This is a genomic window from Paenibacillus silvestris, assembly GCF_009882985.1.
Classification (GTDB): Bacteria; Bacillota; Bacilli; order Paenibacillales; family NBRC-103111; genus Paenibacillus_E; species Paenibacillus_E silvestris.
Genome location: NZ_WTUZ01000010.1, coordinates 130,892 through 142,991, shown reverse-complemented (window position 1 = coordinate 142,991; position 12,100 = coordinate 130,892). Strand labels below are relative to the sequence as shown.

Genomic DNA, 12,100 nt, shown 5'->3' with positions numbered 1-12,100 from the left:
AGTATTTCATGTGAACAAAGAATAATGTTGAGGCGGTTATTGAGTTTTTCGCATTATTTTGGGAATCATTTTATTATTAGTTCATGTAAGCTTCGTCAAGAAGCTAAGCTAAGGGGGAGAACGCATTGGTTGCATCCGTGCAGGCAGAACTGCCTCGTATCCTAGAATTGTACCCAAGCTTAACGGATATTGCTAAGACAGATTGGGAAAAAGATGGCGTTCAATTGGTTGAGCTAGAGCCCAATTTTATGATCGAAGAGGGGCAATTTCTAGAACATGCGGTTCTGCTTTTGGAGGGGACGGTTCGTATGTTCAAAATAAGCCAGAGTGGCAGAGAAGTTACCTTGTATCGGATTAATGGAGGGGAATGTTGTCCTCTTATGATGACAAGTATCTTGGGAGAGACAGAATATGAGGCAACAGCATGTGTCGAAATTACGTGCTTAGCTTTGGTTATCCCTGCAAGCATGTTCAGGCAATGGATGGATCACTACAGTTCTTTCCGGCAATTTATATTTAAAATGGTTGCAAAACGCTTAATCTTAATGTCAAATCTCTTAGATAGTATTAGTTTCAAAAGTATTCCAGGCAGAGTCGCGGAATACTTATATCAAATGACTTCAGACGATAATGATTCTCTCTTGGTTACCCATGATGTAATTTCTACAGAACTTGGAACGGCTAGAGAAGTCATTAGTCGTGCATTGAAATCTTTTGAAAACGAAGGAATTGTTAAATTGTCACGGGGAAAAATAACACAAATTAATCGGCAAAAGCTTGAAGGCTACTTGGAGTACTAAAGTAAATTCGAATAAATGGCAGTAAGTCGGTGGATTCTGAAAATGCATCGTAAAGATAGTTGGCAGCAAAGTCAACGATCTTTACGATGCATTTTTTTTGTCATGCTGCCGACTGGATACCACATCATAAGTTTGATTATTTTAACAAATAATTGGAAATATTATTCATGGCTTGCAAATGCATGACTGAGAATAAATGGCGAAAGGAGGGAATTAAGGTGGAGAAAAGTATGTCAGTGGATGTGCATGAAAAAGTACAGATGAATCATGATGCCTTACAACAAATTTTTAATAACTGTGCGGATATCGTATTTAGACCGTTAAAACTTATGGACCAATCGGAAATTCTTCTTGTTTACATTGATGAGATGACAGACTCCGATCGATTGGAGCAGATCATTTCTGCTTGTATGATTAGTCGTGATTCGGATCGATTGACACAGTATCAAACCGTTTGTCAATTATCGGAAGTTGTAGCAAAGGTTTTGAAAGGCTGTACGGCTATTTTTCTAGACGGTAAGCCATTCGCATATTTAGCAGACCTGGCTTCTATTAAACAACGTGCCATTGATGAACCATCGAATGAAGCCTCTATTCGTGGTCCACGCGAAGGATTTACTGAAGACCTCAGAACAAATTTAAGCATGATACGTAGAAAAATAAGTCATCAAACATTGAAGTTTGAAATGCACCAAGCAGGAGATCTGACGAATACGGATTTTGTCGTTGCCTATGTCGAAGAGCAGGTCAAACCAGAATTGCTCCTCGAAGTCAGGAGAAGGCTTCAATCTTTTCAGACGAATCAACTGCTTGACTCTGGATATATTGAAGAATTTATCGAGGACAAGTCCTTATCCCTTTTCCCGCAAATCCAAAACACAGAACGTCCAGACACCGTAGCATCCAGTCTATTGGCCGGCCGAGTAGCCATTATCGTCGATGGCTCACCGAATGCTTTATTGCTGCCTATGACATTCTGGTCAGGATTTCAAGCCGCTGAAGATCATTATGAACGCTTCTTGTATGTGTCGGCTGTCCGAATTATTCGGTTCTTGTTAGCCCTCATGTCCTGCTTACTTCCTTCCGTCTATGTTGCGCTTACGACGTTCCATCCACAGATGATTCCGCTTGCTTTAATGCTTAGTGTTTCGGTATCTAGAGAGGGCATTCCGTTTCCAACCGTGATTGAAACCTTGTTGATGGAATTGATGTTCGAAGGTTTGCGGGAAGCCGGTCTTCGGCTGCCGAAAGCCATCGGCTCAGCCGTGAGTATCGTAGGGGCGCTAGTAATTGGGGAAGCAGCCGTTCAAGCTGGATTTATCTCTGCTCCAATTGTGATGATCGTTGCGGGGACGGGGATCGCTTCCTTTGCTTTTCCAAGCTATAGCTTGGCTTTGCCATATCGAATTCTACGATTTCCACTGCTGATATTAGGCGGCTTCTTAGGTCTGTACGGTGTCGCCATTGGTGTCATGTTCGTCATGATTCATCTTGTATCACTGAAATCATTTGGTGTTCCTTATTTGAGCCCAGCAACGCCTATTGGACAAAAATTCTGGAAGGATACGCTTATACGCATGAATAAAAAATACGTATCGGCGGGTCGAAAATAATGAAAAAATTGTGGTTAATTCTATGGACGATAGTTACCTTATTCATTTCCGGTTGTTGGGACAGGAATGAAATCAATGACTACGCTTTCTGGATTGGAACTGCCCTAGACTTATCAGAGAACGGAAAAATTACCAAAAGCGCTCAGGTCGCCGTTCCCGCTGATTTCAAAAGCAGCAAAGGGGGAGGAGGCAGCGAACAAAGGGCCAACATTGTCCTTACAGCGACAGGAACTACTATCGTTGATTTGACGCAACAAATTCAAGACAAGCTTCCCCGGAGGGTGTTTCTTGGACACCGCAGGTCCATTTTCATAGGTGAAAAGCTTGCGGAAAAAGGGATCGTTGACATTATGGATCAATTTACCCGAAATACGGATACACGTATGCGCACGGATATTTTCGTTGTAAATAATGGCGAAGGTAAGGATGTATTAAAAATTAACAGTCCGTTTAATCAATTTTCAGCGATTGTGGCTGTCGATCAAGACCGATTTTGCCGTTTAGGGGATACGGCTTTACGAGATGTTCTGCTGGATATAGGAAGGGACGGCATCCGGCCATGCATGCCAATGGTAGAAATTTCACCGAATAATGAACAAGAGAAAAATGAAACCATTGAAGTGAAATCAGTAGCCATTTTTAACAAAAAATTGCAAATGGTTGGCAAAGTGACGGGGACAGAATCGCTGGAAATGTTCTGGGTTAAAGGGGTACTCAAAGATCAATTTTTAACAGAAGAAACGGAGGAAGGCAGCATATCTCTATACGAATCCAACCTTAAGAGATCCATTCGAACCGAAATAAATGGAAATACGATTAAAGCTTACGTGGTGCTAGAAGGAACAGGGAGAGTCGTTGAAAACAACACAGATATTGATGTTTCTGTCACGTCAGAACGTGCTCCATTAGAAAAAAAGCTTAATGAAAATAAAGCAAAGAAAGTAGAAGAAAGCATTCAAAAAATTCAGCTTGAATTTGGTCAGGATGTGTTTGGAATCGGAGAAGAAGTGCATAAAGAGCATCCTTACGAGTGGAAGGAGCTTAAGGACAGATGGGATCAAATATTTCCGACGGTCGAGGTGTCAGTGAAGGTTAAATTGAAAATTCAGAATACGGGAGACATCGGCAAACGCATCCCTGGAATAGGAGGAAGAAAGTGAAAATCACGCCTTGGCAGTTGTTTTGGATGTTTACAACGCTAGAAATTTCAATGAGTATTTGGCTCACGGTATCTCCTACGATCGAGATAGCTAGACAAGATGCATGGATCTCCCTACTTGTAGCAGGTATTATTGGGCTCGTTATAACATTGATTTTAGTTCGCGTGAGCCAGCGGCACTCTGCATACACCCTAGTGGAGTTTGCGCAGAAGCTTTGTGGGAAGTGGGTGGGAAAGTTAATAGCTGCCTTGTATATACTCGTGTGGTTTTCAGTATCTGCAGATATTCTGCGAATATTCTCCTTATTTATAAAGCAATTTCTATTCCACGACACACCAATCTGGGTCATAGCAGCGCTTATGGTTGCCGCAATGGTTTATATCAACTACGCGGGAAGCATCGAAGCGATTGCTCGCTTCAGTGAATTGGCGGGTCCTTTGCTTTTGGTCGGTATTCTTATTACCTTTGGATTAAATGTAACGAATTTGCAGCCAGATTTAATTTTGCCTGTGTTTGCAGACTCTGGTGTCATACCTATTCTAAAAGGTTCCTTCGTGAATGCATCATTTCTAGGCGAGTCCATGATGATTATGATGTTAACACCTTTTATTGCGAACTCGAAAAAGATGCTTAAACCCGCTCTGCTTGCGATTTGCATCCCATCGTTGATTGGTGTAATTACGGCAATTTTTGTAATTATGACGTTTGGAACGAATATCGGATCAACTTTAATCTATCCGTATTTTAGCATGGTTCGATTTATTAACTATTTAGAGTTTATTCAAAATATGGATGTCTGGATCATGTTTATCTGGATTTTTAGCGTGTTCGTAAAGTTAGCCAGCTACTTGTTTATCAACAGCTACGGAACTGCACAATTGTTAGGTGTTAAGAACTGGAAGGTACTTATAGGATTTGCAGCGGTAATCATTTATACGATTTCCTTATTTCCTGCTAATATTATTGGTCTTTTGGATTTTGCGAAAATGGTATGGATTATTTACATATTCCCCATTTTCATCGTAGGAATACCGATTATTTTGTTGCTTCTTTCCTTACTGAGGGGGCGCTCACTTGCCATGAACAGAAATAAATGATGATCTACGCAAGTTACTTGGTCGATTTTTCAATTTGACAGAATCTTTATTTCGAGTGATAATTAGAATGAACGTTCGATCTGGTGGCGATCGCAGTCAGAGAGGAACGTTACATATAACTTAGGAGGCTTTATCATGAGTAAAACAGTTTTTATTACAGGAACAAGTTCAGGTTTGGGTAAACTAACAGCAATTCGATTTGCTCAACTGGGCTGGAACGTAGCGGCTACCATGCGTACACCTGAGTCAGAGACGGAGCTAACGGCTTATGAAAATATAAAAATTTTCAAACTGGATGTCACCAAAGTGGACCAAGTAAAATCCGCGGTTGAACAAGCGATTGCTGCATTCGGGAAGATTGATGTGGTCGTTAATAATGCTGGCATGGGCACTTACGGTCCGCTCGAATTGGCCAAGGAGGAATCTATTGATTGGCAGTTTGCCGTGAATGCTCGCGGTCCAATTAATGTGATTCGTGGCTTTTTACCACATTTCAGAAGCAATGGCGGAGGCATGTTTATCAACATTAGTTCGTTCATGGGAGTTACAACTGCTGTGCCGCTCGGTTCACTTTATAACATGTCCAAGTTCGCTTTGGAAGGGTTGACGGAAGGTCTCTACTACGAGCTGAAGCCGCTCAATATCGAACTTAGATTAATTGAACAAGGTGGTTCAACAGGTAATAATTTCACAGGAAACATCACATGGAACAAAGAAGAAACGATTAAAGATTATGATAGCTTGATGACAACAGTAGAAGCGCTTATGGCTAACCCTAACGCTAGCCAATTAGATGATCCTCAGACGATTGTGGATGCCATTGTAGCTCAAGCGACAGGGGAAAGCACGAAATTCCGTACCGTTATTGGGGCATCAGGCAAGAATCTGTTAGCGCTGAGAAACTCCGTGCCGATTGAAGAATATTTGGAAACAATAGCTAAGAATTATAGGTAACTTCGGGCAACAGAAGAGTTGACTAATGGAAATAGGAAGTGTATTTTAAAATAGATTGATCGTTCAATTCATTCATGGGGAAGGGAGGGGCAGAATGTTTGGTGAATATAATAAGGTGCAGCAGGCCGTTCTAGAAACGACGCTTAACGTCATCATTCAGAAGGAGCTACAGGCAACTTCAATGGCGTTAATTGCCAAAGAATCTGGTGTATCGACGGGCAACATCTATCATTATTTTAAAAGCAAAGAAGATATTGTTAACGAACTATATAAAGCTATTATCACGTTTAATGGAAATTATGTGCGCGAAGGCTTACAACAAGGCGAAACAATCCGTGAAAAATTTGAGCTGGGCTGGCATCGAGTCATTGACTTGGGTAAAAAATATCCGCAGGGTTTTCAATTTATTGAGCAGTATTCCTTCTCGCCATACATCTATGATGAGGTGAAACGAGAGGTTTATACGGGTGGCTGGTGTAAACCCATGAACCAATTATACGAAGAAGCTGTTAAACAGAAGATGTTTATCCCAATGGATGCGAAGATAGTCGTTCAGATGCATTATGGATCGTTCGTCTACATGTTGAAAGGTCAATTGTACGGGATTTTCGAGTTAACCAATGACAGTATTAACGAAGCAATCTGTTCCTGCTGGAATGCCGTTTCTCTTAAGGCGGATACGGTAGTAGATAATTGATAGGTTCGATTCGTCGAGCCTGATTATCGCTCCTCCATTAGAATGAATGTTCGATCTATAATTTTGAGTGCATTAGGAGATTCTCCATCTAATAAGATTACTATTTCACAAATAGCCGCGTATCGCGGCTATTTGCTTTATTAATATTCTAGAATTTTGCTAGCAAGCTCAGCCATTTGTGAGCGTTCTGATGGGGAAAGAACGGTGGTCATTTCATTTATTTGACTATAAATCTCATGACCAACAACTTGAATTAGCTGTATTCCGTCAGGAGTCACTTTAACATTGAATCCGCGACGGTCCTTAGGAGAAACTGTTCGTTGGACGAGCCCGCGTCGTTCTGCTCGATCAATTAAACCGGTAATACTGGATTTATCAAGATTCAGGTATTGCGCTAGCTCTAACATACTTGGTTCCCGATCCCTTAGGATTCCGAGTAAGCGAATTTGAATGATTGAAAGATCATGACCTGCACCAACGCGGCCGAAAATAGAGTGAATGGTGAAAGAGAGTTGCACTAAGGCATCTAGGAGCGATCGATCATTCTGATTGGTTGATTGTTCGGTATTCATTATTTTCACTCCTGAGATGTGAAGTTACATGTGTATTTTAACATAAAGGATATTGATTTTATAAGTCATACAAGTTATATTGTTTGTGTAACAAACTAAATTTACGTGAAGCGTTAATGGAGGTCATACTATGTACGCTGCTATTGTCCGTTCGTTCGATACAACTCCGAAATATGAAATTTTCGATACACCTACACCTTTGAATGAAAAAGAGGTTCTTGTTGATGTCATTGCAGCAGGACTACACCCCCGTGTGCGTTCTCAGGCTAATGGGTCCCACTATACAAGTTCGGATAAATTACCACTAATTCCTGGTATCGACGGCGTTGGACGTATGCCTGATGGGCAGCTAGTCTATTTTGTTGCACCGGACTCATCAATGGGGACTTTCGCTGAGAAGGCAGTCATTGATTTGCGCCGGAGCGTACTTTTGCCTGACGGTGTCGATCCAATTCAAATCGCTGCTGCTATGAATCCGGCTATGTCATCATGGGTTGCTATTCGGCGTCGAATTGATTTACAGCAGGGACACAAGGTCCTTGTTCTTGGTGCAACAGGTAATTCTGGGCAAATGGCTGTCCAGATCTCCAAGTTACTTGGCGCAAGTCAGGTTATTGCTGCTGGTCGTGATGAGAATCGGCTGACTTCCCTAAGGGATTTGGGAGCAGATGTCACTGTTTCTCTTGCGGGCAACCCGGAAGAAGCGGCTAAGATACTAGGAGAGGTTGCCTCAGAAGTCGATGTCGTGCTCGATTATTTGTGGGGGAAACCAGCTGAACTCGCGATGCTACCGTTGTTGACGAAAAGATCCGATCGGAGCAGGGCTCTGTCATGGATCCAGATTGGTTCCGTTACAGGACCAACAGCTGCTGTGCCTTCCGTCGCGCTTCGATCTGCTAACTTTCGACTGCTAGGCAGCGGTCAAGGCTCAGTCTCGGCGTCTGGTTATGTAGCGGAGCTTCCCGCTCTAATCGATGTTATTGCAGAAGGGAAGCTTAAAGTGAATTCAGTATCTATCCCGCTCTCTAGAATAGAAGAGGCATGGAATGACTCCACCTATTCGGGTCAACGGGTTGTTTTTGTCCCGAGCGGCGAATAGGATAGTATTATTAACTAATCAATCATATGGAATCAAAAAAGAACCTGGATAATAATCTCAGGTTCTTCTATATTGCATATAAACAAACGCGATGATATAATCAGTTCACGACTGATTATATGTATGTAGACATAAGTGATTCATCTTACACTTTAATCTTAACATGTCGTTATTCTCTTGTCAAATGTTTTCTCAATTCATCAGTTAGGAGAGATGTTGAATGCGTTCTTTGGTTCTCGGTTTTCAGGAAATGGAGAAAACACAGCTTTCACTCGTTGGCGGAAAAGGGTTGAATTTAGGGGAATTAACAAAAATTCAAGGTATACAAGTACCAGAAGGATTTTGTGTTACGACTGTGGGGTATCAACAAGCCGTCGAGCAAAACGATACGTATCTTGGATTGTTAGAGCGGTTAACCACACTGAAAGTTGAAGAACGGGATCAAATTAGTGAAATCAGCAGCAAAATTCGGCAGCTGATCATGGAAGTCGAAATTCCCACCGATGTTGCCAAAGAAGTGGTACATTATCTTGCCAAGTTTGGCGATGAGCATGCGTATGCCGTGCGTTCCAGTGCGACTGCAGAAGATTTGCCACATGCATCCTTTGCAGGTCAGCAAGACACCTATTTAAATATCATAGGAAAAGACTCAATTTTAGAGCATATAAGCAAATGTTGGGCATCCTTGTTTACGGATCGTGCGGTGATCTACCGGATGCAAAATGGTTTTGACCACAGCCAAGTTTATTTATCCGTTATCGTGCAAAAAATGGTCTTCCCACAGGCTTCAGGGATATTATTTACAGCAGATCCGATTACATCTAATCGCAAGGTGCTCTCGATCGATGCCAGTTTCGGACTTGGAGAAGCGCTAGTTTCTGGATTGGTATCTGCCGATAGTTATAAAGTACAAGATGATGAAATTGTTGATAAGAGGATATCTATCAAGAAATTGGCTATCTATGGGCGTAAAGAAGGCGGAACAGAGACACGACAGATCGAACCCGATCAGCAAAAGTTACAAACACTTACGGAGCAACAAATCTTGCAACTCGCACGCATTGGAAGACAAATTGAAGCTTATTTCGGTTTCCCACAAGATATTGAATGGTGTTTGCTTGATGATACGTTTTATATTGTCCAGAGTCGACCAATCACAACCTTATTCCCGATCCCTGAAGCAAATGACGAAGAAAATCACGTCTATATATCTGTCGGACATCATCAAATGATGACCGATCCCATCAAACCTTTGGGGTTGTCTTTTTACTTACTAACGACGCCGGCACCCATGCGCAGAGCTGGTGGGAGGTTGTTTGTTGATGTCTCCAAGCACCTGTCAACATCCGCGGGTAGAGAACAACTGCTTAATGGGGCGGGACAATCCGATCCGCTCATTAAAGACGCACTTATGAACATCATCAATCGTGGAAATTTCATCCAATCGTCTTCAGATGATGAAAACAATCAGAATCTCCAAAACAGCAACAAAGATGCTCCGTCTACGCCACAGATCGAACCCGATCCGTCAATCGTTTCAGAATTGATTAAGAAGAACCAAACGTCAGTAGAAATATTAAAACAAAACATCCAAACGAAATCAGGAGTAGACTTATTTGATTTCATTTTAGAAGATTTTCAGGAATTAAAGAGGCTATTATTTGATCCGCAAAGTACGGCCGTATTTATGGCTGCAATGAATGCGACATCATGGATCAACGAGAAAATGAAAGAGTGGTTGGGCGAAATAAACGTTGCAGACACGCTCACTCAATCGGTCTCAAACAATATTACTTCGGAAATGGGTCTTGCGCTCATGGATGTGGCGGATGTGATTCGGCCTTATCCAGAAGTAATTGATTATTTACGACACGTTAAAAATGATAACTTTATGGATGAGCTCGCTAAATTGGAGGGTGGACAGGAAACCAGTGACGCTATTTATGCTTATCTTAACAAGTATGGGATGCGCTGCGCGGGCGAAATCGATGTGACGAAAACTCGTTGGAGTGAGAAACCTCTGACACTTGTCCCAATGATTCTCGGTAACATCAAAATTTTTGAGGCTAATGCTGGCAAAAAGAGATTCGAGCAAGGGCGACAGGAAGCCTTGGCAAAGGAACAAGAACTGCTTGACCGATTAGAACCATTACCTGAGGGTAATGAAAAAGTCGAAGAGACCAAGCGAATGATCAGCCTTGTCCGGCATTTCATCGGTTATCGCGAGTATCCCAAATACGGTATGATTAGTCGCTACTTCGTATATAAACTGGCTTTACTGAAAGAAGCCGAAATGCTTGTGCAGGCTAATCTTATTCGTGAGAAAGAGGATATCTATTATCTCAGTTTTCAAGAACTTCACGATGTTGTTCGCACTAGCAAACTGGATTATGAGATCATCAGGAAACGAAAAGAAGATTATAGATTTTTTGAAAAACTAACTCCCCCGCGTGTCATCACTTCAGATGGTGAAATCATAGTTGGTGAGTACAAACGAGAGAATCTGCCTGCCAACGCAATTGTTGGCTTAGCCGTTTCTTCCGGAGTTGTAGAAGGCAGAGCACGTGTCATTTTAAACATGGAAGAGGCTAATCTAGAAGATGGTGATATACTGGTCACTTCCTTTACGGATCCTGGCTGGACACCTTTATTTGTATCTTTAAAAGGCTTAGTCACGGAGGTGGGTGGACTGATGACTCATGGCGCTGTTATCGCGCGAGAATATGGCTTGCCGGCAGTCGTTGGCGTAGAAGATGCTACGAAACTGATAAAAGATGGGCAACGTATTCGTGTGCATGGAACAGAAGGGTATATTGAAATATTGATTCAACCTTAAAAGGAGGGGAAACGTGAAGGTTTCGAAATACGTGGGTGTACTCTCGTCATTAGCATCGATAACGCTATGGTTAATTCTTAACTTCTACAACCCCTACAATCCTGATTCGGTGAGTAATGACCTTATATTGAGAACGGGCTTGTTTCTATTGGCACCAGCATGTGTAGCATTGCTAGGTTCAATTTTTAATAAGCGTCATATCATGATCATAGCATTCATCTGGTCATTTCCTCTAAGCTTATATTTAGCTATGACACCCAGTGTCTTTAAATTGTACATTGTCACTTCCATCTGTTACCTTCTTACCGGAATCATGATAAGGAAACGACAAAGAAGGCAGCTGAGCTAAACGGCTGCCTAAACTCATCATTGAATCAGCGTCAGCATCTGATACACTTGGCGTTGATCTCCTTTTAGCTGGACATAGCGGCACTGCATTTGGGAGGAACCATCGCCATCTAAATAGATGCCGTCGACTAACTTCCGGTCCCCTAGCTTTTCGAGAATAGCTGCTCGGAACTCTGCTATCGTACAGTTTGTAGGTGTAACAATCATATATATGTTCTCATGGTTGTCATAAACAATCGCCGTACGCATACGACTTTCGTCATAAGCAGGCATCTGCTCTAGAATCATATCATTTTCCCATCCAAAGCTATCGTTAAGCCTCATACTAACACCACCCTGAGCCCAGTAATGCTGCTTATCAGTGACATTCAACTCTCCTGCGTGTGTGACTACTTGAATCGAAAAGTGTTTCGTGATGTCATCCCAAACGAGTGTCCCACGTCTTAAGTTGGTGTCAACGCCTGTGTTGTACCAGCCTGAACCGTAATCACCAGGCAAGCCTTTCAGAGGATGATCGTTGATAACCGCAATGCTCAGTAGAGCTCCCTCCCAGAAGAACCCACCGTTAATGCCGTAGTATGGCGTTTGGGTTACATTGGTATCGATGGCTTGAAGCCGGATATTATCCGGGGTTGTCTGAATTGTATGTAATACGACACCGTTAGAGGCCTTCTGCTTTGTAAAATGATAATGATGGGGACGTGCAAAATCACTCTGATAGTAACTAATTATTGAAATAAGCAATAGTACAAAGGCAATGAGAATAAGATGGTTACGATTAAATTTGGTAAGTAACAGTTGAGATAATCTTGAATTGTACACTTGTTACTCCTTAATAGATTGACAGTATTTGTTCCAAGAATATCATGAATTAGCGATAAATGTATATAAAAAGGAAGAGAAGGCTGCCGATCCCGCATCGGC

General features: G+C 42.0%; 10 protein-coding genes. 8 read left to right on the top strand and 2 right to left on the bottom strand.

All coding sequences use genetic code 11. From position 1 onward, the window contains the following. Positions 1-125 precede the first annotated feature (125 nt). The 6 genes from GQF01_RS04110 (at position 126) to GQF01_RS04085 (ending at position 6,321) form a co-directional block, all read left to right on the top strand. The gene (locus tag GQF01_RS04110) at positions 126-800 is read left to right on the top strand and encodes a Crp/Fnr family transcriptional regulator (RefSeq protein WP_202556067.1); all 675 of its coding nucleotides are present in this window, start codon (positions 126-128) and stop codon (positions 798-800) included. 218 nt (positions 801-1,018) lie between these two features. After that, complete coding sequence (locus GQF01_RS04105) at positions 1,019-2,413, top strand: spore germination protein (protein ID WP_328803390.1); 1,395 nt, start codon at positions 1,019-1,021, stop codon at positions 2,411-2,413. Then, on the top strand, positions 2,413-3,573 hold the full coding sequence (locus tag GQF01_RS04100; protein ID WP_161405597.1) for a Ger(x)C family spore germination protein: 1,161 nt from the start codon (positions 2,413-2,415) through the stop codon (positions 3,571-3,573). Before GQF01_RS04105 ends, GQF01_RS04100 begins: the two co-directional genes overlap by 1 nt. Then, entirely contained in the window at positions 3,570-4,670 is a 1,101-nt protein-coding gene (locus tag GQF01_RS04095) for a GerAB/ArcD/ProY family transporter (RefSeq protein WP_161405596.1), read from the top strand. The genes GQF01_RS04100 and GQF01_RS04095 overlap by 4 nt, the downstream gene beginning before the upstream one ends. A 135-nt stretch (positions 4,671-4,805) precedes the next feature. Further along, on the top strand, positions 4,806-5,624 hold the full coding sequence (locus GQF01_RS04090; protein WP_161405595.1) for an SDR family oxidoreductase: 819 nt from the start codon (positions 4,806-4,808) through the stop codon (positions 5,622-5,624). A 94-nt stretch (positions 5,625-5,718) separates the two neighbouring features. After that, positions 5,719-6,321, top strand: a complete 603-nt coding sequence (locus GQF01_RS04085) for a TetR/AcrR family transcriptional regulator (protein WP_161405594.1) — start codon at positions 5,719-5,721, stop codon at positions 6,319-6,321. A 140-nt stretch (positions 6,322-6,461) separates the two neighbouring features. Here the strand turns inward: GQF01_RS04085 and GQF01_RS04080 are convergent, their stop codons facing one another. After that, the gene (locus tag GQF01_RS04080; RefSeq protein WP_161405593.1) at positions 6,462-6,893 is read right to left on the bottom strand and encodes a MarR family winged helix-turn-helix transcriptional regulator; all 432 of its coding nucleotides are present in this window, start codon (positions 6,891-6,893) and stop codon (positions 6,462-6,464) included. 130 nt (positions 6,894-7,023) lie between these two features. Between GQF01_RS04080 and GQF01_RS04075 the strand changes: the two genes are divergently transcribed. Continuing rightward, entirely contained in the window at positions 7,024-7,992 is a 969-nt protein-coding gene (locus tag GQF01_RS04075; protein ID WP_161405592.1) for a quinone oxidoreductase family protein, read from the top strand. 220 nt (positions 7,993-8,212) lie between these two features. Next, on the top strand, positions 8,213-10,828 hold the full coding sequence (ppsA, locus tag GQF01_RS04070) for a phosphoenolpyruvate synthase (RefSeq protein ID WP_161405591.1): 2,616 nt from the start codon (positions 8,213-8,215) through the stop codon (positions 10,826-10,828). A 366-nt stretch (positions 10,829-11,194) separates the two neighbouring features. On the opposite strand, the gene GQF01_RS04065 is transcribed toward ppsA, so the two are convergent. Further along, on the bottom strand, positions 11,195-11,998 hold the full coding sequence (locus tag GQF01_RS04065) for a phosphodiester glycosidase family protein (RefSeq protein WP_161405590.1): 804 nt from the start codon (positions 11,996-11,998) through the stop codon (positions 11,195-11,197). Positions 11,999-12,100 lie beyond the last annotated feature (102 nt).

What these genes read in the sequence shown, in the direction of transcription:
- GQF01_RS04100 (WP_161405597.1), top strand. Translation starts at nt 2,413, where the DNA reads ATGAAAAAATTGTGGTTAATTCTATGGACGATAGTTACCTTATTCATT.
- GQF01_RS04090 (WP_161405595.1), top strand. Translation starts at nt 4,806, where the DNA reads ATGAGTAAAACAGTTTTTATTACAGGAACAAGTTCAGGTTTGGGTAAA.
- GQF01_RS04085 (WP_161405594.1), top strand. Translation starts at nt 5,719, where the DNA reads ATGTTTGGTGAATATAATAAGGTGCAGCAGGCCGTTCTAGAAACGACG.
- GQF01_RS04080 (WP_161405593.1), bottom strand. Translation starts at nt 6,893, where the DNA reads ATGAATACCGAACAATCAACCAATCAGAATGATCGATCGCTCCTAGAT.
- GQF01_RS04075 (WP_161405592.1), top strand. Translation starts at nt 7,024, where the DNA reads ATGTACGCTGCTATTGTCCGTTCGTTCGATACAACTCCGAAATATGAA.
- ppsA (WP_161405591.1), top strand. Translation starts at nt 8,213, where the DNA reads ATGCGTTCTTTGGTTCTCGGTTTTCAGGAAATGGAGAAAACACAGCTT.